The organism is Streptantibioticus ferralitis (assembly GCF_029223525.1).
Classification (GTDB): domain Bacteria; phylum Actinomycetota; class Actinomycetes; order Streptomycetales; family Streptomycetaceae; genus Streptantibioticus_A; species Streptantibioticus_A ferralitis.
In genome coordinates this window covers 150,579-176,194 of record NZ_JARHTQ010000010.1, presented here as the reverse complement: position 1 = coordinate 176,194, position 25,616 = coordinate 150,579, and the positions used below count along the sequence as shown (strand labels likewise).

The window sequence follows — 25,616 nt, the reverse complement described above, 5'->3', positions numbered from 1 at the left end:
TGGATGTTGCCGTGAGCAAGGGTATTCGTTTCGGCCACTCCATGCGTTTTCGAGGCCGTTTCGATCGAGGGTGTGGGCTTTCGGTAATGCTGCGTGATAGACCACTGCATTGAGCGTCCGACGCGTTGTGCTCCACATTCAGAACAGGTGAGGTATCCGCGATGTACACCCAAGAACGCACGACGATGGCGAATTTGGTGGTCGGCGGCCCGGTGGCGGTGAACAGCTATGACAACGCAATCGTGGCAGCGCTGGTCGAGAATCGGCCGGTCATGCTCGTTCACGCCTTCAACGGCGGCTACCTGCAGCCGGCCGAGCTGAAGGAGGAGAGCCACGACAAGGGGGTCAAACTGGCCACCGCGCTCGCCCCGGCCACCAAGGAGGCGCAGGGCCACCTCTGGTACATCACCCCCGCCGGCTTCTTCGGGCAGCGACCGCTGTACTTCATCGAGAGCGCCGCGGGCCAGGTGTCGCCCAAACCCGCGGGCGCGGGCGACGCCGACGCCGGACGCGGCGACGACGGCGCGCCCAAGCCGCAGCGCAGGCGCATCACCGTCCACCAGGAGGCCCCCAAGAGCACGGCCGACACCGTCCAGGTCGGCCTCCCCGACAAGGTCGGCGACAAGTGGCGCGGGAAGAACGGCGCACCCGAGGACACCCAGCTCTGGGTCGTCACGGTGACGCCGTGGGGCGGGATCACGTTCGTGCCGATCACCCACCCCGACGCCATCCTCGGGTTCAAGGACCACGCGGTGACGGCCGACAGCGAGGTGCGCCTCACCTACAACTGGGGCGGAGACTTCACCGGCACGGTCATCAACACGTTCTACCCGCGGCTGCCCAGCGAGTGGAACGTCCCGTACCACCACGTCTTCACGTGATCCGCGGCCACCGCCGCGCCACACCCGTCCCGAGCCAACGCCCGCACCGCCGCCTGGAAGAGGCACCACGATGCCCGTGCCCACGAAAGAACTGAAGCTGGAGATCGTCAGCGCCGCCACGGGGAAGACCCTCTGCGTCAAGGCCGCGCCGAACGCGGACGGGACGCTCGTCGTCCGCGACTTCCCCGATGGCGGCCCGAGCCCGGAGCAGTGGCAGCTCACCCCCGTGCAGGCCGCGCAAGACGGCCAGGCATATGTGATCCGCAACGCGGTCAGCGGCAAGGTGCTCGACAATCCCGCCGCCGCGGACCGCGGCGTCCGCCAGTGGGACGCCGCCGCAGGCAAGACGGGCCAGCAGTGGCACGTCGTCCCCATCGAGGGCGAGGCGGGCCTCTACTTCATCGAGGGCGCGACCGATGGCGCCGTTCTCGACCTCGGCGACCCCGGCGAGGACGGCACCCGGGTCGTCCTGCGCGAGTACGACGACAGCGCGGAGAGCCAGCAGTGGCGGTTCGTTACGGCCGAGCCCGAGCGCACCAGCGACCCCGTGCTGCGCTGGGCACCACTGAGCCACTGGAACAGCCGCCGGTCCTGGCGGCTGGCCCTCTCGACCGCGCTGCGGCCGGCACCCGGTGCGACGCCCTCCTTCAGCGACATGCTGCTGGTCCTCCAGCAGTTCGGGAGCGACCAGGACGCCGGCGGGTGGGAGAGCGACGGGGCCAACCGCTCTCCCAGCGGACAACCGGGCTGGTGGGCCGGGCGCGGTGCGCGGTTCCTCGCCGACACCACGGGAGCAGGGCGCGCGGACATCGTAGGGCTCAAACCCACGAAGGGGGCTGTGACGTCGCCCAGCAGAGGCGACGGGACATTCGACGACGATGAACGCGTCCTGCACCAACCCCCGCCCTCCCCGAGCCCCGCGGACCTCTGGACCCTCGTGGACACGACGGGCGACGACAAGCCCGACGTCGTCGTGCTTTCCACTGCCGGTGTCCGGGTGTCCCGCCAAGACGAGGACGGGACGTTCGTGCCCGCGGGCGGCAAGCTTGTCCTCAAGGCGTTCGGACACGGCAAGCAGGCAGGCGGGTGGCTTGCCGACAAGCATCCCCGCTTCCTCGCCGACACCACCGGCGACGGCAGGCTCGACATCGTCGGCTGCCACGACGACGGCGTCTGGGTGTCACTCCAGGACGAGGAGGGAAAGTTCTCACCGCTCGCCGACGAACCCGTTCTCCGGGCGTTCGGCCACGACGAGGAGGCGGGTGGCTGGCTTGCCGACAAGCATCCCCGCTTCCTCGGCGACACCACCGGTGACGGCAGGCTCGACATCGTCGGCTGCCACGACGACGGCGTCTGGGTGTCACTCCAGGACGAGGACGGCACGTTCGCCGACCCGCTGTACGTCCTCGACGACTTCGGGGCCGACCAGGGGTGGAGCTCGGTCGAGGAGCACCCCCGGGTCCTGGTCAGGACCACCAGTGACGGAGCAGTGGACATCGTCGGGTTCGGCTCGCAGGGCGTCGTCGTCTCACGCGGGCGCGGCGACGGCACGTTCGAGCCCTCGAAACTCGTCCTGAACGACTTCGGGCTCGCCCAGGGGTGGACGAGTGGGAAGCACCTTCGGTTCCTCGCCGACGTCACCGGCGACGGCAACCCGGACATCGTCGGCTTCGGCGACGAGGGGGTCTGGGTGTCGCACAGCCGCGGCGACGGCCAGTTCGAGCAGGCCCAGCTGGTGTGCCGCGGGTTCGGGTACAACGAGGACGCAGGCGGCTGGCGGGTCGACCGCCACCCCCGCTTCCTCGCCGACGTCACCGGTGACGGACGCGTCGACATCGTCGGCTTCGGCGGCCCGGGCGTGTACGTGGCCCGAAACCTCTTCCGCCGCTTCAGAACCCGATAACCCCGGAGGACCTCCACAGCCCCATCACGGCGACTCGCCACCGGCGTGCCGGAACTCTCACCATCACCCGGGAACGCAGCCGGGTGGCCTTCCCCCGGCGATACCCGGGCGTCCTCGTCTACCCGGGCGTGATGACCCGCGGTGCGCAGTTCCCGGTGTCCCTGTTCGCCATGGTCAGGGCGACGACTGATCGTGGGGTGCGCCGGCAGGCGGACAACATCGTGGAGGAGTCGCCTCGCGCCCGAGCCGTGGCCTGTGCCCGTGATCGCCGTGGGCACGGACTGTCGGTCACATCCGACTGTAATGACCACATGGCCGGGGTTCCCGACACAGCCGGGTACGGCCGCGTCGCCGCTGTTCATCGTCCAATACCGTAGGTTCGACGAGCAGTACCGGCGAAGAGGGATTCGCGCTCGGCGCTCGAGTAGGGTGCAGCGATCAATTTGAATGAGTTCCATAGGGTGACGTAGTCGCACAGTCTTCTGTCCACCGGGAAGTTGCTTTCGAACATGCATCGTTCGGGGCCTAGAGTGTCGATGCAGTAGCGAATTTCCAGGCCCCAGTATTCGGCGATCCTGGCGGATGTCATCGGGGCTGATTCGATGAATTCGACGGGGGTGAACGCGGGCATGCCGATCGCGCCGAGCTTCATCACCACATTGGGAACGCGCGCCAGCGCCGTAATGCAGGCGCGCCATTCTTCGAGCACTTCGTTCCTCCGCTGGGAGTACGGCCCGGTCGCTGCGGGGCCGCCGAGATGGTTCAGAACCACCACGAGGTTCGGTTGCGATCGTGCGAAGTCGCACAGCTCCGGGAGTTGGTGAAAGTACGTCCAGGTCTCATAAACGAGCCCGCGGCGCGCCAGTTCGGATGCCCCTCTCCCGAAGGCACTCTCGAGAAGAAGCCCCGAGGGTGGCCTGCGGGTACTAGCAAACACACCCGGATTCGCATCCCAGGCCACCGTGTGACGGACCCCTTTGAATGTCCCGTTCCCTGCTTCGATATGCGCATCCAGGGCTTCGGCAAGTTCAGACGGTTCCCACATCAGGTTTGCGTAACCGACGATACCGCTGAGCAATCCATCGGAGACGGACTGGCTCGCAACCCAGTCCGTCTCTCCCACGGGCCGTAGATGTTGCGGCCCCTCGGTGTAGTAAGCACTGGAGCACTCCACGAAAATGGTGGCAACGACGTTGTGCCCGGACCGAGTATCGGCACGCAGATCCTGCACAGAGTAAGGTGTGGCGTCGGCGTACCGCTCTCCGGGGACGCCCTGTTGTCCCGGCCTCGCGATCGAGACGCTCGTCGGGCTATCCGGCCACAGGTGATGGTGCGGGTCCACAATCGGTAGAACCGGATCTTGAATCGGTTCGGGAACAGAATTCGTCATTTCATGGATGGTCAAGTGCGCGTCCGTTCCTCTAAGCGTGCGTGTGGGGTGTGCCGCGTTATCCTGATCTCACCACACTTGCTCGAAATTCTCCGAGACGATTTCTCGGTCATTTAGCCTCGATCGTTCATGAGTCTCTGTCGGTTTGCCGGCGGAGGCTCTGTGTTCGTGTGGTGCGGTCTCTTCGGGGCCGAGGCAGGCTGAGGGCCCGGGCTCTCGCGTCGGGTGAGCGCCGGGTTCCACTTCACCGGTGCGGTGGTGCAGGTTGTTGGGACGGTCGAAGTGGCTGGCCAGCCGGGCATCGGCAAGGCGTGCAGCCTGTTGACCGCGCGGGTGATGACGGCGGTCCAGGGCCATCGGGAGGGCTGGCGGAGCCAGCTGCGGCGGCCGGTGTGCACGAGCTGCGCGGCGGCGGCCTGGTGGACGGCATCAGTGATGGTCATTCCGACGGAGTACGACAGCCATCGGCCGCGCATGCAGAGCCAGCCGAGGAAGGCGTGGGTGCCGCCGACGGAGTCGGTGCGGATCAGTGTCTGGCGTCCCCGCCGCACGCACTTGGGCAGTTGAGCCAGGGCGGGTTGAGCGGTTTCGATGTGGTCGGCGGCGGTGTTGGAGACCGCGTTTCCGGGCCGCAGCAGGGCAGCCACCGGCCCCCGGACCCGGCCAGGCCGTGGTCGACGAACGCGACAAGGGGATGGTGGCCGAAGGTCTTCCAGGTTGGTGTGGCGTCCTGCTTCTCGGAGTGCGCGAGCACCAGCACGCCGTCGACGTCCACGATCACCTGCCCGTCGGCGGCCGGAGCGTGGGCCCCGGCCAGTTTCCCAGACCCGCGTGCGTACTTCGGAACGTGCGGCCCGCAACGCAGTGAGAGCCTTCGGGCCGGACGTGGCGAGAGCGTCGACAAGACGGGAAACCGTCGGATCGGAGGCCACCGGGCCGAACACGGACGGCTCGGCCCGCAGCATGCCGACATCGGCCAGACAGTCCCCGCCCAGCGCGACGGCCAAGGCCACATCCAGTATCTTGCCCGGATCGTGCACGGCCCGCGGCTTGCGCCACGGCGTGAGTGCCGCCGATATCGCGGCGTCCAGGCCGGACTTGCGGACCGTCTTGACCAGCAGCACCGAGCCGGCCTGGGCAAGGTCGAGCCAGCGCTCGACATTGACCTGCCGGTACCGGGCGTGCCGGCCGACCTTTGTGGTCTGCCGAGCCGGTGCCGCAGGACGCCCACATCGCCAGGTGTTGACCGGTAGTCCGAGGTACGCGGTGCCCCCTCTGTGCGGGCAAGTACGCTCAAGGTTGCTCGACGAAGGACGAGGACGAGCCTCGGCAACCGCACTATGACGACCAGCCTCATGCCTCGGGCATCCAGAACCGTTGGTACGCGGATGGTATCGCCAGTGCCGGAGTTTCATCGTGGTGTACGTATAGGGAATCCCGCATAAAATTGACATCGCCGCTCGAGTCAATCCAGTACACAGGGATGCCGGCTTCCTCCATGATTCGTCGCGATAGCACAGCAAGCGGCGAATAATATATTTCCTCCTCGAAGACGCACTTGTCGCCAGGAAACGGCACGTAGAAAGCCACCGCATCGTACGCGGCCGCAATATCGCCAGGCTCAAGCGCTGGGACCGGTACGATCCATTCCTGACTGGTGGCCGAAACAGCTTCCGCTACTGCCGAGTTGTCAGATAAAGCAACGCGCGCTTGCGGATTGCCCTGCACAATATGTAGTAATAGCTCACACTTACCTACCGGTAGCTCGCCCGGCACAACCAAGAGTCGAGTCCGTGGCAACTTTCGAACGTTCCACACATATGGAACGAGAGTCTGCCCCACGACTGCGTTCGTCTTGTCGGTGAACAGCCGATCTCCGATGACGATCGCATCAAGGTCAGAATTCACGTAAAGTCGAAGTGCCTGCTCGCATGTCTGGACGAGCGGTTCGCCCCGACCATTTAGCGATGTGTTCAACAGTACTCCGAGTCCAGTCCGAATCTTAAACTCCTGTATTAATCGATAGAAGAGGGGATTGCTCTCCTCTGTTACTGTTTGAACACGCGCCGTGCCATCGACGTGACCGATCGAGCTAAGAGGCTCGCGCCACTCATCCCTGATGCGGGCAACTGTGGTCATGTACGGTAGATCGCCGTCGATCTCGAAGTAGGTGTTCACGTCCTCTCGAAGGACCGACGGCGCGAAGGGTCGCCACCGTTCTCGGTGCTTGACGCCGTTGACCTTATCTTTGATGCCGGGTGCGATTGGGTTTGCCAGAATCGATCGATTTCCTAGCGCTCTCGGTCCAATTTCAGACCTGCCTTGAACCCACCCGATGACCCGGCCAGCGGCCAGCGTTTCAGCCGCATCCGCGGTAATGTCACCCGATGGCCTGCCGCGCACCTGGTAGCTCTTGCTTGCTGCGTCCAGGTTTCCCAGATCGACGCTCTTCCCCCAGTACGCATGCGTCATGTGCCACCGGCGGGGCTGATCGGGTGCGCCAATATTGTGATATGCGTAGAGTGCCCCGCCGAGCGCGGTCCCCGCATCGCTTGCCTGTGGATAAGCGACAACATCGTCGAATCCACTTTCAGCCGAAAGGATACCGTTTGTAACCGAGTTGAGACCTACGCCGCCCGCGAGAAGGAGAGTCTTTGCGCTGGTTTCCCGTTTCAGAAATCTTGCCTGCTTCAGCATGATCTCTTCGCATATCGCTTGGACGGCCGCCGCAACGTCTCGGTGCGTCTGAGATATTTCCTCTCCATCCTGCCTGCGGGGCCCGGCCAGTTGCGGCAGGACGATGCGCCCTATTTCCGTCGACGCGTACCGAAGCGTTCCACGGCGAAGGGCCGGGAGGTAGCGAAACTGGCCCTCGTCGTCAATATGAATGAACGTGTCCAATTGTCGCCTAAAACGTTGAGGGTCACCGTAGGCTGCAAGTGCCATCGTTTTCCCTTCCTCGCCGTATCCCCACCCAAGCCAGATCGTGACACCTTGATAGAGGTGCCCGAGCGAGTGCGGGTGTGGAGTGGTCCTGAGGATGGAGATGCGGCCATTTCGACCGTGCGCGAGCATAGCGGTCTCTGCCTCACCGCTACCGTCGACACTGAGGATTGCCGCGTCATTGCTTGGTCCCGAATAATAGACGCCAGACACATGACACAGATGGTGGCGAATGTTTACGATCCGGTTCTCCGGAAAGCCTCCCTTGCGCAGAAGCAAGTACCATGATGGAAGATGCCAGTCGAGAAAGCGATGTATATTGCCGACTTTGTCGGGAGTGACGTATTCCGACATTTGTGACTTGCGTTTCTCTAGTTCACCGGGGTGCATGCAGTTTGTTACAAGGTCTATATCGGTAGGTGATATCGAGTATTCCGCGAGCCCTTCGAATAATACCGAGAGATCTGTGGATGTCGCGCGTTTGACCCGATTGAAGCGCTCTACCTCATAGACAAAGAGGGGCTCTCCGTCCCGTATCAGAGCGAAACACGCGTCATGCTGGCCGGGCTTGCTTCCCAGAACAATCACTTGGCACCTGCCTTATATTCCGTGTGAACGACTGCCCGCTTACCGGAGGAAGGGCTTAAGCCTCAAGCTTTCGGTGGCTGGAGCGGCAACTTGCTAAATGGGTGGAAACAGCTTCGGTCGGGATGCGCGTGGGCTGCCTCGGCCGTCAAGCGGGCTCACCGATAGAGGTAAAGGACTGCGGAATGTCGCCTGCAGTGGTCGTACGATGCATTACCCGGGTCAGCGCAGCAGTGAAATCTGACCGATGTAGAGCTCTGGCATTGTCCCAGACCACCACGTCACCGGCCGCCCACTGATGGCGGTACACGAACTGGTGTTGGGTGGCGTGAGCGATCAGGTCCGCCACAGTCAGTTCAATCGGGACTCCGTCGCCAGACTCAATTCGAGCAAGGCAGAGGTCGTTTACGAAGAGAACTGGGGCTCCGGTATCGGGATGCGCTCTGATGATCGGGTGACGGACCGGTGTGTATGTTGAACTACCTGCTAGCGCTGCGGGGTTGTTATGAGCGTCGGCTCGGGTGGCCGCAATTCGGTCGTAGGCGTGCAAGCCAATAGCGCCAGCGAGCACATCTCGCCACTGTGGGGGCATATTCTCGTATGCGGCCCGCAAGTCGGCGTATAAGGTGTCGCCGCCTGACGGCGGCAGCGTAACCGCCCTTAGCATTGTGTACCTTATGGGCTGGCGTAAAAACGAGCCATCGGTGTGCCAGATATTATTTCCGACCACCGGTGTGTCACCGGTGTTATCTACGACAAAGAGTTCGGGATTGTCGGGGTGCCTGTTGTGTGTATCTGGGTCCAACTGTGGTTCACCAAGGCCGCGCGTTAATTCGACCTGCTGAACCGGAGTCAGCTCCATCCCCCGCAAAACAACTACCGCGAACGTCCGCAACAACGTCAGCAGCGCCTTGGGATCGTATCGTCTGTCATCATCAGCCGAAAGCTCTGCCACAAAGACCGGGGCATCTGGCAGGACCGTCATTTGACATCCTCTCTCGATCAAACGCCGGTCTGCGTGCGGCCGACCTAGTTGTTGGTGAGTGTGCACATGTACAGATCACGAAAGCGACGCGGCGTTGCTCTTGAGCATGCACGCTGACACCGCTGTCATGCCTCAGGGCGAGGCGTCCGGCCGGCTCTCCTCGGCAGTGGTAGACCGGGCTCGCCACGGCGTATCCGTGCGTGCGGAAAGGTGATCAACGGGTTCCGTCTGGCACGTACGTGGCGGCCGGGCGAGGCGGGGGGCTTGCTGTGGTGGTGCGGTGCAGGACGCGCGGCAGCTTCCATAGCCGCAGGTCCGCCTTATGCATCACCCTGGCGTTGTCCCAAATCACGACGTCCCCTACATGCCAGCGATGACGGTAGACGAACCTGTCCTCGGTGGCGTGCGCGTGGAGCTTGTCCAGCGGAATTTGGATGGTGGTGCCGTGCCCGGATTCGATGCGGGTAAGGCACAAGTCACTCAGATATAGCGCAGGAGTACCGGTTTCTGGATGGGCGCGTACCACGGGATGGCGTACCGGGGGATACACCTTCTCATAACCCTCCTCGATGGGCTTGCGATGGATCTCGGCGCGCAGGTGGGCAATCTTGTCGTAGGAGTGCACGCCAACTGCGCCAGAGAGCGCTTCCTTCCAGGAAGTCGGGGACTGCGCATAAGCCTCCACCATGTCGGCGAACAAGGTGTCCCCGCCTTGCGGCGGAACAACGTCCGCTCGCAACATCGTGTAGCGCGTCGGTTCGGTCAGGAAGGATCGATCCGAGTGCCAACATCGGTTGCCGACCACGGGGGTGGCGCCCGAATTGCTGACCACCAAGATGTCCCGGCTTTCGGGGTGGTGGTTGCGCATATCCGTCACAACCTCGGGTTTCCCAAGCAACCGGGTCAGCGCCACCTGCTCTGCCGGGACCAGCTCCAGACCTCTGATCACGACGACTGAGTAGGTGGTGAGTGTCTGCTTGATGGCGTATCCGTCGCGACCGGCCAGCAATGAACCGGTCCGCCCGGTAACTTCCACAACAAAATTTTCGTGGAGGGCTGCGAACTCCAGCGACACGTCCTCTCCCTCTGCCGTCGGCCGAACCAATGTCGTAGCGAGACCAGTTAACGTGGGCAACTGGTATAAGCAGCGAAGCCTTTTTTGCGATCCACGTCAACGGTGCCCCTGTGGCACGGGCAGTTCCTGGCCAGGGCCGGCGTCGCCGGATCATGGGCGAGGTCTTCGGCGCGCCGATGACTCCAGGCACGGTCGCCTCCCCGGCCACCCGGGCGGCGCGGAACCTGGGCGAGTTCACCGAGCAGGTGCGCGCGCGGATCGCTGCCGCGTCGGTCGCCGGGTTCGACGAGACCGGATCTATCAGGGTCGAGGGCACGCTGCAGTGGGTGCATGCGGCGCAGACCGGCCGGTTCAGCCTGCTGACGGTGCACTCGCGGCGCGGGACCCCGGCCATGGACGCGATGGGGATCCTGCCGTGATTCGCCGGGGCCGCGGTGCACGACGCCTGGGCCCCCTACGACACCTACACCGGTGCCGACCATGCGTTGTACGGCGCCCACGTGTTGCGGGAACTGGTCGCGGCCACCGAGAGCGCCCGACGGGCCCCAGGGCGCCAAGGCGATGGCGCAGCAGGCCATCGACGCGTTGCTGACCTGAAGAATCTGGCCGAGGACGCGCACCGGGTCGGCGAGTGCGCACCTGAGGACGGGGTGGCCGTACACCGGCAGATCCTGCGCTCGCGGACCGTGGGGGTGACCCCGGCCCAGGAGGCAAGCCCTTTCTCGTTTTCGATCACGGCTCGGACGCCAGTCCACGTGAAAGCGCGAGGTTAGCGGGAACCGGCAACATCTGGGCCTGGCCGGGACGCAGTTGGGTCGGCGGGGTCCACGGCGTACCCCGGTGAGCGCGAATGCGCCTGCCGCGCCGGCTCGATCAGGTCGCCGACCTGGCAATCCAAGATGTCGCACAGCGCCACCAAGAGGTTGGGGTTGAGCCGTTCCGGGACGCCGGTGAACAGCCGATGGACCTGCTCACGGGACAACATGACGCCCCGCTCGGCCAACAGCGGCGCCAACTCGGTGGTCGCGTACATCTCCCGCTCGGCCATCACCCTGCGCAAATGCCACCGATACCCGAGAGAGGTAGTCATCGCCGCTCTCTCGGCAAGCACATCATTGAGTCGAGCCGTGCTGCGTGCTCCAACCCACAGGTCGTCGCCGATGAATCGAGAGGCCGGGTATCGGTCCAGCGCACAGTGATAGTACGGGTGCCGGGCATCGTGCAGCAGTACAACGGTGTCAGCTTCCATGAGGTCTGCAGCCGCTAGTAGGCAGCGGCGTCGCTTGCGCCCGTCCACGATGATCACGTCGAAACCGTGGCCGGTTGCGGCGGGATAGTTCACGTAGTGATCGAGATCTGCCTCACGGTCCGTCGATCGCTCTGATGGGCGCAGTGCGGTGCGGTTCCAGCACACCGCTTCGATATGAGCGCGTCCGTCTCTGGCTGGTCCGTGCAGGCTCCTGCCGTCCTCCACATATCGCAGGACAGCGTCAGCCTGATAGAGCAGTGCGGGCGCCACAAAGGTGTCGAAGAACTCGCGATCGTATTCGAGGGCGAGCCACCGAAAGGACAGTTCGTGCGCGGCCAGAATTTGGGTATAAGACAACGTACTTTGACCAGAACCCCATTCCAGAACGCGCAGCTGCTGCGCTGAGCGTTCGGCTGCGTTGAGCAGGATCGTCTTGATCAAGTCTCCATCGCGCGGACTCATCCAAGCGTACGGGCTTTCTACTTCCCTGACCACCCGGTTACCTTTCTAAGGGATCGTCGCCTAGTAGAAAATAGAGGGCGAGCGCGTCGAACCGAAATTTCACTGCACTCCCAACAGGAGAACATGACAATCGCTCGGGAGTCTACAGGATTCACCCAAGCGGGCGATCGGTAACAATGTCCACCAATCGATTTCCGCCAAGAACAACTCCTCTAGGGCCATACCATCCCGCACACATCATCGGGAGATCAATATCTTCGCCCGCACCGAAGGCCACGTGGGAAGGCTGGCTCGGCGAACATGAAGGCCAGCCCCAAAGATTCGACGCTGCTGCCACCCAAAAATCACTCGCGTAACCCCTGCGCTGAGGGGCTTCTCAAGCCCCGGCCGCGTGAGTGGCCAGTTCACTGAACCGGAAGGGAAGTGCGGTGATCAGCGGCCTTGGACGGAAGCTTGGAGGACGTATCAACGGCCTGTCTCGGCCGAGACATTGCGCAAACGACTCCGCATTGGGGCTGCGCGGTCTCGGATGCTGGTGGCCATGGTGCGGAACGGGCCCGGTCGGCCAGTCTGAGCATCACAGTTGGCCACCTATTTGTAAGCGACCTGCGCGGGGACACGGTCAGCAGCAGGGCTGGTTGCCGGTCAGCAGCGGGCCGAAGGTCTGGCGCCCGATCTCCTCGGCCCGGTCCTTGTCTGTGATCTGTCCGGTCATCTCCGGATGCTTCGTGAGCCAGGACTGGGCGGAGGCACGGTTGGTGAAGAAGTTCAGGGCGTCGCAGCACACCGCGGAGGCCGGGCCGGAGCAGGAGAGGCGGCCGAGGAACACCACCGCCGAGGATGGTTCCCACACCGTTGTCCCGCCCGTCGAGGTGACGGTGATCTTCTCGCCGGTCACCGGGTCGGACGAGGTGATCACCACGTCGGTGTCGAGCATTGCGGGGATGCCGAGCGCGTCGACCGCACACATCGACCACACCTCCGTCCTGCCCGCGATCGTCACCCGGTGCGGGGTCGGCACGGCGGAGAACGGATACGCTGCCCGTACCTGCCCATCCTCGTCCAGGGTCAGGAAGTCTTCCCGGGCCAGCTCCGCCAGCACGTCGGGCGCAGTGCGTCCGGCAGTGGCCGCGGCCGGTTCCAGCACGGCCGCATCCGGAGCCCGGCCGGTACTCGCGAAGTGCCGCAGCATCGCCTGCTGCACCGCCCGCAGTCCCCGCTCGGCCGGAGCGAGCCGTCCCCGGCTGCCCCGTCCGATCGGGTCGAGTGGATCTGTCTGGGAGCAGTCCTCACTGGCTGAGTCTGCGAGGCCCGCGCTGGTCAGGGCCTTGCGCAGTGCGTCCACGCTGGGCGCCCCGTCCGCCTTGCCGTCGGCGCCCCAATAGATGCGGCACGACACGCTCGGCACCGCCCCCTCCGCCGCGAACGGGTCGATGCCGTCGAGCAGAACTGTCGGGGATCCGGTCATGCCCCAGCGGGCGGCGTCGGCTTCCTCGCGCACCTCGACGAGCTCCACTTCGGCCGCCCGGCCGGCCAGTGCGGCGGCGATCCGTTCCTCCACGACCGGGCCGTTCGGGCAGTCCGGAACCGTCAGCACCGTGATCCGCATAGCGTTGTCCTCCAAGCTCATCGCTTCTGGCACCGACGCTAGACCTTCCACTTCACTGGAAGGTCAAGAGCTAGCCTTGGAGACATGCGCATCGGGGACCTCGCCGGGGAAAGCGGACTGACCACCAAGACCATCCGCTACTACGAGCAGGTCGGCCTGATGCCCGCACCACCGAGGACCTCGGGCGGATACCGCGACTACCCGACCGAAGCTGCCAGCCGCCTCGCGTTCATCCGCGACGCCCAGCACGCCGGCCTCACCCTCGCCGAGATCCGCAGCATCCTTGCCCTCCGCGACAGTGGCGAGTCCCCCTGCAGCCACGTCAGCGACCTGATCGACCAGCACCTCGAAGAGATCAACCAACGCATGGCCGAACTCCGCAAGACCCGCATCGCGCTGCGCGACCTCGCCCAGCGCGCCGCCGACACCGACCCGGCATCCTGCATCGACACGGACATCTGCCGCATCTTCAGGCAGCCGCGCTGAACCCCAATCCGTTCTGAGCACGCGTGTCCTCTGACATTCTGGCTGAGCGCCGTAGTCGGCCATTCCGAGCATCACACCTCAGCGCCATGCCGCCCACTTCTTCACCGCGAACCGGTCGCCGACGCGCCGCACTTCGGCTGCGCCCGGCCCGGGGAAATGGGCGGGGAACAGTAGGGCGCTCCGGTCTGCGGCCTCCCCCAGCACCCGGCGCCGGCTGTTTCGTGCGCGGGGCTCGTCCTCGTCGAAGCCGGGGCAGTCGTCCGGCTTCACGATCTGCAGTGGGCTGCGCAGCAGATCCCCGGCGAACACCGCCCGGTCCGTGCCCGATCGCAGCCATACGACGGAGGAGCCTGGGGTATGGCCGGGGGCGGGCTCGATACGGAGCTGGGCGTCGATGTCGAAGTGGTCGCCCTCCCACAGCACGGTCTGTCCGGCTTGGTGCACGGGAGCGACGCTGTCCTCGAAGACGCCTGCCATCTGGGAGCCGGAGCGGGTTCGGTGTCCGTTGGCCGGGTTCCAGTAGTCGAAGTCGGCGCGCGAGATGACGTACTGGGCGTTGGGGAAGGTCGGTCGCCACTCTCCGTCGTCCGTCAGGCGGGTGTTCCAGCCGACGTGGTCGCCGTGGACATGGGGGCAGATCACCGTGTCCACGTCCTGCGGGCGGACGCCTGCCGCGGCCAGCTCACGGTGCCCCCGCCGAACGGGATGGAGAACGAGCTCAGTGGCGGCGTGGATGCCCGTCCGTCGCCCGCCACGGCCACTACAGGCGACGCCTCTAACGGGACCAGGCCGGACAGCAAAACGCTGCTGGAGTGCCAGAGCGAAGCCCGCCCGGGATCACGGGAGTTGCCGGTGGTACTGCTGGTCCTATCCTCGCGTCTGGCGGCGGGCGGCTCCGGAAGAGGACGATTGCTCATGGGAGGCGATCCGCCGACGGTCGCCGATCATGGCCGCCCGGGTTCGGAGTCCGGCATGGGCACGGCACACCGCCCGGCCGGCAGGCTACCCACCCCCCGTCTCGCGCTGGAGAAGTAATGGTTGAGACCGCCGATTTCAACGCACGCAATATCGAGGAGTTCCGCGCGAACCACGGGCAGCTGGGCGGGGGTTTCGCCGGGGCCCCGGTGCTGCTGCTGCACACCGTCGGCGCGCGCTCGGGCGCAGCACGCGTCAATCCGATGATGTACCTGGCCGACCAGGACCGCTATCTGGTCTTCGCCTCGAAGGCGGGCTCCGACCGCAATCCGGACTGGTACTACAACCTGCTCGCGCGCCCCGAGGTCAGCATCGAGGTGGGCGACAACGTCGTCGCCGTACGGGCCGTGGAGCTGCGCGGCGCCGAGCGCGACACCGCCTTCGCGGAGCAGGCCCGCCGCTATCCCGGCTTCGCCGGTTACCAGCGCAAGACGCAACGGGTGATCCCCGTCGTCGCGCTCATCCCCACGGGTGAGGGCACGGCACCCGCCGACCGTACAGAACGGACATCGTCGTGAGCATGACCTACCTCGCACAGCCCGATCAGCAGCAGAAGCTCGAATGGCTGGACGGCGGGCAGTTCGCCGTGCTCCTGGACAGCGCGGCCACCGACGAGCAGCTGACCGTCGGACGGTTCAGCGTCGCCAAGGGCGAGGCGCCGCCTTACCACATGCACACCCGCGAGGACGAGATCTTCATGCTGATCAAGGGCACCGCGCTGCTCTGGTCGGACGACAAGGAGATGGAGCTGTCGGAGGGTGGCATCGTCTACCTGCCCAAAAACGTCCCGCACGGCTACCGGATCACCTCCGACACCGCGGACCTGTTGATGATCTGCACCCCCGGCGGCATCGAGGGCATGTTCCGGCACGCCGGGCGCGACCTGTCGACCGCCCGGCCCGAGGGGTTCGAGATCTCCAAGGACCGGATGGCCGAGGCTGCCGACATGTACGGCCAGATCATCCTCGGCCCGCCGCGCTGAACACCCGCACACCCGCACCCCCACGGCTCCACCTGCGCATCCACCCCGTACGAAAGGCACACCGTGTCCGAGCAGCAACGCCGCGACCTCGACGAGATGCTCCGGCAAGCCCCGCTCGATGTCGGAGGCGACGTGGCCGAAGCGCGCGCCGTCTTCCACGAGATGATGACTTCGATGCCGCTGCTCCCCGATGTCACGACCGCCTCCGGGCAGCTCGGCGGCGTCCCCGTCGTCACCGTCGACACGCCGGGCAGCGATCTGTCCCGCGTGCTGCTGTACTTCCACGGTGGCGCGTACGCCATCGGCTCCGCGGCCGACGCGGCGAGCCTGGCCGCCGACGTGTCCCGGCGCTCCGGCGCCCGTGCCGTCTGCGTCGACTACCGGCTGGCCCCCGAGTACCCGTTCCCCGCGGCGGTCGACGACGCCGTGGCCGCGTACAGCGCGCTGCTCGACCAGGGCGTCCCCAGCGCCCGGATCGCCTTCGTCGGCGAGTCCGCGGGCGGTGGTCTGACCGTCGCGACGCTGGTCGCCATCCGGGACGCGGGCATGTCCCAGCCCTCGTCGGCCGCGGTGTTCTCGCCCTGGGCCGACCTCACGGTTTCCGGCGCCAGCGCGACGAGCAAGGCAGCCGTCGACCCCGCGCTGACCCCGGAGGCCCTGCGTACCCGGGCCCGCGACTACCTCGGGGCGACGCCCGGCACCGAGCCGCTGGCCAGCCCGGTCTTCGCCGACCTGACGGGCCTGCCGCCGCTGCTCGTCCAGGTGGGCTCGCACGAGATCCTGCTGGACGACGCCGTACGGCTAGCCTCCCGCGCCGCCGCCGACGACGTCCATGTCGAGCTCCAGGTCTGGCCCCAAGTCCCGCACGTATTCCAGTCGTTCGCCGTGATGCTCGACGAGGCCGACGAGGCGCTGCAGTCCGCCGCTGCCTTCACCCGGGCGCACTGGGCCGCCGCCGAGGCCGCGTCGGACGCCTCGCTCGCGTCGTGACCAGGACCGCCCCGCGCGCTCCGGAAGGGACCGGAAAGGAACCGCTATGGTCGATGTGAATGTCGCGCCCTTCGAGACCGAGGTCCGTACCCGCGCCGGAGATCTCGTCCGCGCCGACGTCTACCTCCCCGCCGGCAGCGACGGGCCGTTCCCCGTCGTCCTCGGCGCCTCCCCGTACCAGAAGGCGCTCCGCCACCTGCCCCCGCACCCGGTGTTCCCGTTCATCGAGTACGGGCCCATCCAGCTCTACCTCGACAACGGCTACGCCTACGTCGCGATGGACGTCCCCGGCACCGGCCGCTCCGAGGGCACCTGGGACCCGGTCTCGCGCGGCGAGGGCGAGGCCATCCACGACATGATCGAGCACGTTGCGGCCGAGCCGTGGTCCACCGGCGCGATCGGCATGATCGGCATGTCGCACTACTGCTGGAGCCAGTGGAACGCCGCCCGCACCCGCCCGCCGCACCTCAGGACGATCGTCGCGTACGACGGCGCCACCGACATGTACCGCGACTGGATGTACCACGGCGGCATCCCGATCCAGGGCTTCCTGAGCACCTGGCTCTTCGGCTCGGTGCTGATCCAGCACGAGATCGACGGCATCGACTTCCATGTCGGCGACAAGCAGGACTTCGTCTATGACATCCTCTCCCACCCCCTGGACGACGAGTGGCAGCGCCGTCGCTCGCCCTTCTGGGAGCTGCCGGAGATCGACATCCCTGTCTTCTCCATCGGCGTGTGGGGGAAGGCGGCGCTGCACCTGCGTGGCAACTTCTACGGCTTCGAGCGCGTGCGGGGCCCCAAGAAGCTGCTGGTCGCGCACCCCGGCAGCTTCGCCGCCGCGCAGATGTACTACTTCGACGAGGACTTCCACCGCACCGAGTTGCTGCCCTGGTACGACCACCACCTCAAGGGCACCGACAACGGCGTGATGGACAAGCCCGACGTCCGCTTCTACGTCAACGGCGAGGGTGCCTACCACTCGGCGACCTCCTGGCCGCCCCCGGACGTACGGACCAGCACCTTCTACCTCGCCGGGGAGCACAGCGGCGCGGTCACCTCCCTCAACGACGGCACGCTCACCGAGACCAAGCCGGTCGCGGACGAGCAGTCCACCTCCTGGTCCTACCCGGACCCCGGCTGGATGGCCGGCGTCACGGTCTTCGACAAGCACGGCGTCCCCGACCACGTCGCGCGGGTCAACACCTTCACCACCGCGCCCATGACCGAGGACCGCGAGTTCACCGGCCACGCGACGCTGGCGCTGCACGCGTCCTCGGACCAGACCGACATGGACGTCATGGTCAAGCTCTCCCTCGTCTCCGGCGACCCCGGCGCCGGACTGCCGATCAAGGTCAGCCAGGGCTGGCTGCGCGCCTCCCACCGCGCCGAGGACCCGGAGCTCACCAGCGACATGCGCCCGTTCCACCTGCACAACGCCGAGGAGCCGCTGGAGCCCGGGAAGGTCTACGAACTCCACATCGAACTGCTGCCCCTGTCGTTCCTGGCCCGCGAGGGCGACCGCATCCGCCTGGAGATCACCAACCAGGACTCGCTGATCACCGACGCGCCCATGACCCACTTCTACGGCCAGAAGGCCGGGACCGACACCTACCACCACGACCGGTTGCACCCCTCGGCGCTGCACCTGCACGAGCGCCCGCGCCCCTAGCGGTTTTACCCAGATGTGGGAAAGGAGATCTTCTGCGGGCAGGGCATCCGAACGATGATGACCGCATGGCACCGACGAACAACTTCGGCATCGCCCTGCGAGGCTGGCGGGAGCGCCTTTCGCCCTTGGCGGGTGGGCTGGAATCCGCCGCCGACCGGCGCATCCCCGGTCTGCGCCGCGAGGAACTGGCCCGCCTGGCCGGTGTGTCGGTCGACTACGTGGTGCGGCTCGAACAGGGCCGCGCCCGCAACCCCTCCGCCCAGGTCGTCACCGCCCTGGCCAGGGCCCTGCGCCTGGACACCTCCGAGCGCGACCACCTGTTCCGCTGTGCCAACCTGGCGCCGCCCTCCGGCGGCGCCATACCAATGCACGTACCGCCGGGGGTCCACCGGCTCGTCCAGCAACTCGGCGACGCGCCGGTCGGGGTCTACGCCGCCGACTGGACGCTGGTCAGCTGGAACCGGATGTGGACCGCCGCCATCGGCGACCCCCGGACGTACGACTGGGACCGGGGCAATCTCGTCGCCGGGATGTTCCGCTCCAGCGGCGGTCACCGGGTCGATTCCATCGCCGCCTGGCCGGTACGGTCCTGGGCGGGCGACGAGGCCGAGGAGGAGTCCCTCGTCGCCGACCTGCGGGTCACGGCCGCGGCCTACCCCGACGATGCCCGCCTCACCTTGCTCGTCGACCGGCTGCTGCACACCAGCCCCCGCTTCGCCCGCCTGTGGTCCAACGGCTCCGCGGGCCTCCACGCCGGCGACCGCAAGACCATCGAACATCCCGTGGTCGGCGACCTGACCCTCGACCTCGACGTCCTCATGGTCCCCGGCTCGGATCTCCGTATCGTCGTCTACACGGCCGTGGCCGGAACCGACGACGCCGAGAACCTGGACGCCCTGCGCGCGGCCTGCTACCGGTAGTTCAACGGCGCGGGACCACCGCGACCACTGGTGGCAACCATCGCGATCAAGTGTCACCTATGGCCAACTACGGCGCTCAGTGTGCGACCGGGTGACTGCAACGGCCGTGTGCCGTAGCAGGACCGGTCGGCGAATCGCGAACGGCAGGCACCTGGCGGGCGTTCGGCGCGCCGGGCCTTCGGTACCGAACGGCTGCCCCGGTGTCGGGCTGACAGGGGTGGTGAACCAACAACGGCTGCCATACGTGGTGGAGACACCTTGGGTCTGCCGCTGGCTTGTGGCCGGTCGGCGGCGGGCCCGGGTCGGATTGCACAGCCCGTCGCCCTGCGGTCACCGGGGCGCGGTAGGCGTGCCCGCCGAACAGGGTGAGGTGCCGGTCCAGCAAGCCTCGGCCTGGCCGTGCGCGCTGCCCGCTACGACACACGCCTCGCCTGCCTGCTCAAGGGCGGTCGCAGTGAGCCCGCCTGACACCGCCCCAGACGCCTATGTGCGTCCCGACACACAGGAGCTCCCTTTTGAACGTCTCCTCCAAGCCGAGCTACACCTGTGGTGAGAAACCCGTCGCCACCGTCAACGTGGCATCCACCGGCGCCTTCTCGCTGCAGAACGTCGCCGTCCCGCAAGGCCAGAGCATCCTCGTCGCCAACAACTCCGGCCAATCCCTGGAGGTCGTCAGCAAGCCCTCCCTCGGCATGGGCATGGGCGACCAGTTGTACCACCCAGGCGAACAGCAAACCCTCCTGTTCCCTGATGCCGGCACCTACGTCTTCGCTTCCAAGCAGCATCCGGACCAGAAAATGACCGTGGTGGTCAACAAGAGCAGCAACCCCGACCAGTGAGGCACCGACGTCCGGTGTCGGCCAAGACGACGGCGGCGAGATGAGTCCGCCCGCTGCCTGCGCCTTGGAAGATGTGCGGAGAGCGGGCGGCGGTGGGTCGCCCCGCTCCCACGGGGGAACGATGGCCGGGCTACCCGGCTTACGCGGACACCAGCTCGATCTCGAATGCGAGGGCGTCGAGCGCTTCCTTGCCCTGCGATTCCCAAGCTCAGAGCGTGGGTTCGATTCCCGTCACCCGCTCCACGGCGGAGGCCCAGGTCAGTGACCTGGGCCTGGTTTGTTGTCTAGACCAGTATGAGGGCGCGTGCCATTCGCGTGCCATAGGGGGCCGAGCACCACTCCGAATGGGGCGATACAAGCCCTCTAGCCGACGTTGTGGGTGCCGATAGGTAGGTCCGCGCAGGTCAGCCGGTCTTCTGCGCGTGTGGGGGAGAGCCGCGAGAGTCGGTCGGGCGTGGACGGGGCCGCGATGCGCCCATAGGCGGGTTTGGTGACCGTCACGGCCTGCTCAGTGTGCAAGAGGCGGGGCGCCGCATATGAACCGGGGCACGGCCGTCCCCTCTTCGCGGCGTGCCGACCTCACCGGTCAGCCCGGATGCGGAGGGTGCGCGGCCCAGCCTTCGGGTCACACCGACCGAATGAGCCGACCGCTCACCTCGCTGGGCACGATGCGGATCCACAGGTCGCGTCGGCCCCCTGCCCAGGGCCGGGCCCCAGGCCGGTCGGCTAGGGCGTGCACGATGTCGGGGTCGATGATGTGGTCCGCTGTGCCGGTTATCAGGACGCTCCAGCCGTTCCTCAACTGCTCGTCAATGTGGTCGGTCTCGAAAGCGAGTTGGTCTCCGGCGGCCACCGCCGCCGCTCCCTCCGGGTCGGTGCGGTAGACGATGGTGCGGGCGTCGACCAGGAAATTGACCGGGAGCACCATAGGACCGGTACCGGACGAGAGTCCCAGGCGGCCGATGCCGTGCGTGCCGAGTCGCTCCCAGCACTCGTGTTCGGATAGCCGCATGAGCACGGGATGGACCGCCGCGGTTCGCTGACCAGGCGGTGCGTCGCGGCGGCCTGCCATCAGCTCCTCGTAGGGCATCTCCAGGGCAGCGGCCAACCGCATGAGGGCGGCAGTGTCGAAGTCGCCGCTGGCCTTCTCCAGCTGACGCAGGTAGGCGACGGACATGCCGGCCCGGCCAGCCAGCTCTTCCTGCGTCATCCCAAGCTGCTGGCGTCGCACGGAGGCGCGGGTTGCCATGGTGTCGCCACGGGACGAGGCGCTGGCCGAGTCCTCTGGCGGCATTCCTTCGCCGTGCACGCTCGTTCCTCCGAATGTCCGCCCGTTGGCGTCCGCACCGGTGCGCATTGCTGACGCCACTGCTGCTCACCTTCCAGGGGATCAGAGCCAGCGGCATCCCGCCAGCGCTGAACGACTGCCTGACAGGTGGCAGAACGCGGGCCCGCGGCTCCGGTGTCCCGGCCTGGCGCGGAGCACGCGCATTGAGCCGACCGCACCCGCCCGGGGGGAACTCGACCTATCCGCGAGGCTCGCGGATGCGGAGCGTCCCGAAAAAGTGGCCGATCCGGGTGTCCCTCCCGGACGATCACGAAGTCGTCCGGTGAGGCATCCATGATCTGCTGGAAGCCGAGGAGGACATCACGGCGTCGGGGAGGTGGGGACCATCGAGCGTGCCGTCGCCCGCGTGGCGACCTTCGGCATGCGTTGCCCTCCGCTGAGTGCGGACACCCCGGGCGTCCTTACCTGTTGCTTTCGCCAATGCCGGGGCAACCGAAGTGGCCAGCGGCGCTACCTGGCGTAGACGTGTTCGACGAACTCCGCGACCTGCTCGTCGGGGAGGTTCTGGGCCACGTCCACCTCGCTGATCATGCCGACCAGTTTCTTGTTCTCGATCACCGGGAGCCGCTTGACCTGGTGGCTCTCCATCTCGTGCAGCACCTCGCTGACGTCAGCATTCGCGTCGATCCAGCGTGGGGTTCCCTCGCACAGCTCGGCGCACCTGGTGCTGGCCGGGTCATGGCCCATGGCTACGCACTTCACCACGATGTCGCGGTCGGTGATGATGCCGCACAGCCGCTCGTTCTGATCGCTGACCGGTAGGGCGCCTACGTTGAGTTCCCGCATCAACTGGGCTGCCCGGTCGAGCGTTTCCTCGCGGTATATCCACTGAGCACCGGTGTGCATGATGTCCTTGGCCGTGGTCATCGCCGCCTCCTGCCTGGGTGCGATCCGTGGCATGTAACCGCCGCTTCCATGCTCACGCGGCGCGCGAGGTAGCGCGACCGTACGGACTGCCGCCGCCAAGCGCCCCCGCCGCGCTTGCAGTGGCGGAACCAGGCAGCCGATTCCATGCTGAGGTCAGGCAACGTCAACAGCACAGTCACAGGTGGTCCCGACAGAGGCACCGCTTGACGTTCACGGTCCACTCGGTGTGTGGAGACCCGAGCGGAGAAAGTGAACCGCCATGTCAGAGCAGCGAGCATCCGGCAAGGAACCCCGAACCGGCAGGCCGGAGCGCAGTGACTTCGGACGCCGGGTGGCCGCGCGCCGGCAGGAGCTCGGGTTGACGCGGGACGAGGTGGCCGCTCGGGCCGGTGCGGCGGCGGGGTACATCAGGTACGTCGAGGAGCATCCCGCGCTGCCCGATGTCGGGCTGTTGCTGCGGGTCGCCGGGGCGTTGGAAACCACGGTGACCGACCTGTGCGGCGGCAACGCGGACCTGCCGCCGGGGCTCGGCGAGGCCGCATACCATCCCGAGCTGGTGGCGTTGGACGAGGCGCAATGCCGTGCCCGGCTCTCCACCCATGGAGTGGGGCGGGTCTCGGTGACGACCGAGGCGGGGCCGGCCATCATCCCCGTGAACTACTCCGTCATCGATGACGCGGTGGTGTTCAGAACCGCGCCGGATGCCGCGCCCGCGACGGCATCCGGAACCAAAGTCGCGTTCGAGGTGGACCACATCGACGAGGCGATGAGCCAGGGTTGGAGCGTGCTGGTCGTCGGAATGGCCCAGCAGGTCACCAACCCTGAGACCATCGGGCGACTGGTTGCCGAAGCACACAGCAAGCCATGGGCGGGCGGCGATCGCGAGGTGTGGATCCGCATCGAACCGGAACACATCACCGGACGCCTGATCCAGGTGCGCTGATGGCATCGGCGGGTGCGCCTGACGCGCCGAGTCGGAAGGCCGAGCATGACTGACTGGGCCTGGGAGTACGAGGGGTACGACCCGGCCCAGGAACGGCTGCGGGAAGCGCTGTGCACCCTGGGCAACGGCTACTTCGCCACCCGTGGCGCCGCCAGCGAGAGCCTGGCGGGACCGGCGCACTACCCCGGGACGTATGCCGCGGGTTGCTACAACAGGGTGGCCTCGACCGTCGCCGGACGCCAGGTCGAGAACGAGGACCTGGTGAACCTCCCCAACTGGCTGCCCCTACGGTTCCGGATCCACCCCATGGATGCCGGAGACGGCGGGTGGTTCCACGTCGACGACGGTTGCCTGCGGGAGTACCGGCAGAGCCTCGACCTGCGCCGGGGTGTGCTCACCCGGCGCATGCTGTTCGAGGACGACCAGGGCCGCCGCCTGGCCGTCGACCAGCACCGTCTGGTCCACATGGCAGATCCCCATCTGGCCGCCGTGCGCACCCGCTTCACCGCGCAGAACTGGTCGGGCGAACTCGATGTCGAGTCCGCGATCGATGGCGACGTCACCAACGCGGGCGTCGCCCGCTACCGCGATTTCGAAGGCCGCCATCTGACCGATTGGCGGACCGGCGCAGTCGATCCCGACGTGGTGTGGCTGCACTGCTGTACGTCCGCTTCGGACATCGCGATCGCCATGGCCGCACGAATCCGTGCCAGGACGGGCACGAACTCAATGCGTCCTGTCGCCCGACCACGAGCCGAGCTGCGGTCCCGGAACGTGGCCCAGTCCCTGACCGTGCCGGTCAAGCGCGGGAAGGCCGTGTACGTCGAGAAGACCGTCGCCCTGCACACCTCACGGGACGCGGCGATCAGCGATCCGCTGCACGCCGCGCTGGACCGCGTCGGCACCGCTCCGGCGTTCCCGGAGCTGCTCGCGGCACATCACGCGGCGTGGGAGCACCTATGGCAGCGGGCCGGACTGCGGGTACCGGGGGAGGCCGGGCGGATCCTGCGCCTGCACCTGTTCCATGTGCTCCAGACGCTCTCGCCGCACACCGCCGAACTCGACGTCGGTGTACCCGCCCGGGGACTGCACGGCGAGGCGTACCGCGGCCACGTCTTCTGGGACGAGTTGTTCGTACTGCCCTTCCTGAACCTGCACTTCCCCGAAGTCTCCCGAGGCCTCCTCACCTACCGCCACCGAAGGCTGCCCCGGGCTTGTCGTGCGGCCCGCGAGGCGGGGCGGCGTGGTGCGATGTTTCCCTGGCAGTGCGGCAGCGATGGCAGGGAGGAGGCGCAGACGCTGCACCTCAACCCGCGTTCCGGCCGCTGGCTGCCCGATCACTCCCGGCTCCAGCACCATGTCGGTTCGGCCGTGGCCTACAACGTGTGGCAGTACTGCCAGGCCAGCGGTGACACCGAGTTCCTGCACACCAAGGGCGCCGAGATGCTGCTCCAGATCGCCCGCTTCTGGGCCAGCGCCGCCGAGCTTGACGCCGTGAGCGGGCGGTATCGGATCCGCGGAGTGGTCGGGCCCGACGAGTACCACGATGCCTACCCGGACGCCGCCGAGCCGGGGCTCGACGACAACGCGTACACCAACGTCACCGCCGCCTGGGTGCTCCACCGCGCCCTGGACCTGGCCCGCATCCTGCCGGTGCCCCGCCGCCAGGAACTCTTCGAGCGCATCGCTCTGGGCACGGAGGAGCTGGACCGCTGGGAGGAGGTGTCCCGGAAACTGCGCGTGCCCTTCCACCAGGGCGTGGTCAGCCAGTTCGAAGGTTACGCGGACCTCGCGGAACTGGACTGGCAGAAGTACCGCGACCGCTACGGGGACATCCAGCGCCTGGACCGGATCCTGGAGAGCGAGGGCGACACGACCAACCGGTACAAGGCCTCGAAGCAGGCCGACGTCCTGATGCTTGGGTACTTGTTCGCGCCCAGCGAGCTCTCGCATCTGTTCCGCCTGCTGGGCTACGACTTGGACGAGGACACCTGGCACAGAACCGTCGACTACTACCTTCGCCGCACCAGCCACGGCTCCACCCTGAGCGAGCTCGTGCACGGCTGGGTGCTCACCCGGACCCGGCGCGCCGGGGCGTGGAAGTACCTCCAGGACGCGCTCGCCGAAGACGTGACCGATCTACAGGGCGGGACCACGGCCGAAGGCATCCACCTGGGAGCCATGGCAGGGACGCTGGATCTCGTACAGCGTGGTCTGACCGGTCTGGAAACCCGTGAGGAGGCGCTGTGGCTGGACCCTGCGCCGGTTCCCGAACTGTCGGAGTTCAGCTTCTCCATCCGATACCGAGGGCACTGGGGCGTGGCCCTGCACATGCGGCCCGGACGACTGCGCATCAGCGTGCCATCCTCTGAGGAGCAACCGATCCGCGTCGTCCTCCCGCATCGGGAAGTCAGCATCGCGCCTGGTCACGCGCGATGGTTGGACCTCGTCTAGGGCGGCGTGGCGGTGGCCCCGCGACGGGAACCCGCGCCTCGCGGCGGGCGGCGCACGA

Annotated in this window: 21 protein-coding genes and 1 pseudogene; 12 read left to right on the top strand and 10 right to left on the bottom strand. The window is 66.8% G+C overall.

The features are described 5' to 3' along the window. Positions 1–161 precede the first annotated feature (161 nt). Together P2L57_RS17885 and P2L57_RS17880 are read left to right on the top strand one after the other, a co-directional pair. A complete protein-coding gene (locus P2L57_RS17885; protein ID WP_275815604.1) occupies positions 162–881 on the top strand; it encodes a hypothetical protein in 720 nt (239 codons plus the stop codon). Between the two features lie 70 nt (positions 882–951). Continuing rightward, positions 952–2,784, top strand: a complete 1,833-nt coding sequence (locus P2L57_RS17880; protein WP_275815602.1) for an FG-GAP-like repeat-containing protein — start codon at positions 952–954, stop codon at positions 2,782–2,784. A 358-nt stretch (positions 2,785–3,142) separates the two neighbouring features. On the opposite strand, the gene P2L57_RS17875 is transcribed toward P2L57_RS17880, so the two are convergent. The 5 genes and pseudogenes from P2L57_RS17875 to P2L57_RS17855 form a co-directional block, all read right to left on the bottom strand. Further along, positions 3,143–4,189 carry an amidohydrolase family protein gene (locus P2L57_RS17875; RefSeq protein ID WP_275815600.1) on the bottom strand — a complete coding sequence of 349 codons (1,047 nt, stop codon included), beginning with the start codon at positions 4,187–4,189 and terminating at the stop codon, positions 3,143–3,145. Between the two features lie 401 nt (positions 4,190–4,590). Further along, positions 4,591–5,313, bottom strand: a pseudogene (locus P2L57_RS17870) (transposase); the annotation flags it as partial. A gap of 214 nt (positions 5,314–5,527) precedes the next feature. Beyond that, positions 5,528–7,705 (bottom strand): carbamoyltransferase family protein, encoded by a 2,178-nt coding sequence (locus P2L57_RS17865; protein WP_275815598.1) that lies wholly within the window; start codon positions 7,703–7,705, stop codon positions 5,528–5,530. A gap of 145 nt (positions 7,706–7,850) precedes the next feature. Further along, positions 7,851–8,687 carry a TauD/TfdA dioxygenase family protein gene (locus P2L57_RS17860; RefSeq protein WP_275815596.1) on the bottom strand — a complete coding sequence of 279 codons (837 nt, stop codon included), beginning with the start codon at positions 8,685–8,687 and terminating at the stop codon, positions 7,851–7,853. Between the two features lie 214 nt (positions 8,688–8,901). After that, positions 8,902–9,762, bottom strand: coding sequence for a TauD/TfdA dioxygenase family protein (locus P2L57_RS17855; RefSeq protein ID WP_275815594.1), 861 nt, complete (start codon positions 9,760–9,762; stop codon positions 8,902–8,904). A gap of 110 nt (positions 9,763–9,872) precedes the next feature. Here P2L57_RS17855 and P2L57_RS40765 point away from each other — a divergent pair, with 110 nt between their 5' ends. After that, positions 9,873–10,181, top strand: coding sequence for an IS66 family transposase (locus tag P2L57_RS40765; protein WP_372515739.1), 309 nt, complete (start codon positions 9,873–9,875; stop codon positions 10,179–10,181). 350 nt (positions 10,182–10,531) lie between these two features. Here the strand turns inward: P2L57_RS40765 and P2L57_RS40230 are convergent, their stop codons facing one another. Together P2L57_RS40230 and P2L57_RS17840 are read right to left on the bottom strand one after the other, a co-directional pair. Continuing rightward, a complete protein-coding gene (locus tag P2L57_RS40230) occupies positions 10,532–11,452 on the bottom strand; it encodes a helix-turn-helix domain-containing protein (protein ID WP_308292483.1) in 921 nt (306 codons plus the stop codon). 643 nt (positions 11,453–12,095) lie between these two features. Further along, complete coding sequence (locus P2L57_RS17840; protein WP_275815592.1) at positions 12,096–13,097, bottom strand: alkylmercury lyase family protein; 1,002 nt, start codon at positions 13,095–13,097, stop codon at positions 12,096–12,098. A 69-nt stretch (positions 13,098–13,166) separates the two neighbouring features. On the opposite strand from P2L57_RS17840, the gene P2L57_RS17835 reads away from it, so the two are divergent. Next, a complete protein-coding gene (locus P2L57_RS17835; protein WP_275815590.1) occupies positions 13,167–13,568 on the top strand; it encodes a heavy metal-responsive transcriptional regulator in 402 nt (133 codons plus the stop codon). A gap of 78 nt (positions 13,569–13,646) precedes the next feature. Here P2L57_RS17835 and P2L57_RS17830 read toward each other — a convergent pair whose 3' ends face one another. Continuing rightward, positions 13,647–14,303 (bottom strand): MBL fold metallo-hydrolase, encoded by a 657-nt coding sequence (locus P2L57_RS17830; protein ID WP_275815765.1) that lies wholly within the window; start codon positions 14,301–14,303, stop codon positions 13,647–13,649. A gap of 299 nt (positions 14,304–14,602) precedes the next feature. Here P2L57_RS17830 and P2L57_RS17825 point away from each other — a divergent pair, with 299 nt between their 5' ends. The 6 genes from P2L57_RS17825 to P2L57_RS17800 all read left to right on the top strand — a co-directional run bounded on the left by P2L57_RS17825 (position 14,603) and on the right by P2L57_RS17800 (position 19,946). Then, the gene (locus tag P2L57_RS17825; protein WP_275815588.1) at positions 14,603–15,061 is read left to right on the top strand and encodes a nitroreductase family deazaflavin-dependent oxidoreductase; all 459 of its coding nucleotides are present in this window, start codon (positions 14,603–14,605) and stop codon (positions 15,059–15,061) included. Between the two features lie 2 nt (positions 15,062–15,063). After that, the gene (locus tag P2L57_RS17820) at positions 15,064–15,525 is read left to right on the top strand and encodes a cupin domain-containing protein (protein WP_275815563.1); all 462 of its coding nucleotides are present in this window, start codon (positions 15,064–15,066) and stop codon (positions 15,523–15,525) included. Between the two features lie 63 nt (positions 15,526–15,588). Continuing rightward, entirely contained in the window at positions 15,589–16,515 is a 927-nt protein-coding gene (locus P2L57_RS17815; protein ID WP_275815561.1) for an alpha/beta hydrolase, read from the top strand. Positions 16,516–16,561: 46 nt separating this feature from the next. Then, positions 16,562–18,187 (top strand): CocE/NonD family hydrolase, encoded by a 1,626-nt coding sequence (locus P2L57_RS17810; protein WP_275815559.1) that lies wholly within the window; start codon positions 16,562–16,564, stop codon positions 18,185–18,187. 65 nt (positions 18,188–18,252) lie between these two features. Then, positions 18,253–19,107, top strand: a complete 855-nt coding sequence (locus P2L57_RS17805; protein WP_275815557.1) for a helix-turn-helix transcriptional regulator — start codon at positions 18,253–18,255, stop codon at positions 19,105–19,107. 515 nt (positions 19,108–19,622) lie between these two features. After that, complete coding sequence (locus P2L57_RS17800; RefSeq protein ID WP_275815555.1) at positions 19,623–19,946, top strand: cupredoxin domain-containing protein; 324 nt, start codon at positions 19,623–19,625, stop codon at positions 19,944–19,946. Positions 19,947–20,571: 625 nt separating this feature from the next. On the opposite strand, the gene P2L57_RS17795 is transcribed toward P2L57_RS17800, so the two are convergent. Further along, a complete protein-coding gene (locus tag P2L57_RS17795; protein ID WP_275815553.1) occupies positions 20,572–21,315 on the bottom strand; it encodes a pyridoxamine 5'-phosphate oxidase family protein in 744 nt (247 codons plus the stop codon). Between the two features lie 429 nt (positions 21,316–21,744). After that, a complete protein-coding gene (locus P2L57_RS17790; protein ID WP_275815551.1) occupies positions 21,745–22,161 on the bottom strand; it encodes a CBS domain-containing protein in 417 nt (138 codons plus the stop codon). A gap of 259 nt (positions 22,162–22,420) precedes the next feature. Here P2L57_RS17790 and P2L57_RS17785 point away from each other — a divergent pair, with 259 nt between their 5' ends. Together P2L57_RS17785 and P2L57_RS17780 are read left to right on the top strand one after the other, a co-directional pair. Further along, complete coding sequence (locus P2L57_RS17785; protein ID WP_275815549.1) at positions 22,421–23,104, top strand: helix-turn-helix domain-containing protein; 684 nt, start codon at positions 22,421–22,423, stop codon at positions 23,102–23,104. 45 nt (positions 23,105–23,149) lie between these two features. Further along, on the top strand, positions 23,150–25,558 hold the full coding sequence (locus P2L57_RS17780) for a glycoside hydrolase family 65 protein (RefSeq protein ID WP_275815547.1): 2,409 nt from the start codon (positions 23,150–23,152) through the stop codon (positions 25,556–25,558). Positions 25,559–25,616 lie beyond the last annotated feature (58 nt).

Excerpts from the sequence above, each read along its gene's own strand:
- P2L57_RS17880 (WP_275815602.1), top strand. The coding sequence starts at position 952 with ATGCCCGTGCCCACGAAAGAACTGAAGCTGGAGATCGTCAGCGCCGCC.
- P2L57_RS17835 (WP_275815590.1), top strand. The coding sequence starts at position 13,167 with ATGCGCATCGGGGACCTCGCCGGGGAAAGCGGACTGACCACCAAGACC.
- P2L57_RS17885 (WP_275815604.1), top strand. The coding sequence starts at position 162 with ATGTACACCCAAGAACGCACGACGATGGCGAATTTGGTGGTCGGCGGC.
- P2L57_RS17785 (WP_275815549.1), top strand. The coding sequence starts at position 22,421 with ATGTCAGAGCAGCGAGCATCCGGCAAGGAACCCCGAACCGGCAGGCCG.
- P2L57_RS17810 (WP_275815559.1), top strand. The coding sequence starts at position 16,562 with ATGGTCGATGTGAATGTCGCGCCCTTCGAGACCGAGGTCCGTACCCGC.
- P2L57_RS17820 (WP_275815563.1), top strand. The coding sequence starts at position 15,064 with ATGACCTACCTCGCACAGCCCGATCAGCAGCAGAAGCTCGAATGGCTG.
- P2L57_RS17825 (WP_275815588.1), top strand. The coding sequence starts at position 14,603 with ATGGTTGAGACCGCCGATTTCAACGCACGCAATATCGAGGAGTTCCGC.
- P2L57_RS17860 (WP_275815596.1), bottom strand. The coding sequence starts at position 8,687 with ATGACGGTCCTGCCAGATGCCCCGGTCTTTGTGGCAGAGCTTTCGGCT.
- P2L57_RS17805 (WP_275815557.1), top strand. The coding sequence starts at position 18,253 with ATGGCACCGACGAACAACTTCGGCATCGCCCTGCGAGGCTGGCGGGAG.
- P2L57_RS17780 (WP_275815547.1), top strand. The coding sequence starts at position 23,150 with ATGACTGACTGGGCCTGGGAGTACGAGGGGTACGACCCGGCCCAGGAA.
- P2L57_RS17790 (WP_275815551.1), bottom strand. The coding sequence starts at position 22,161 with ATGACCACGGCCAAGGACATCATGCACACCGGTGCTCAGTGGATATAC.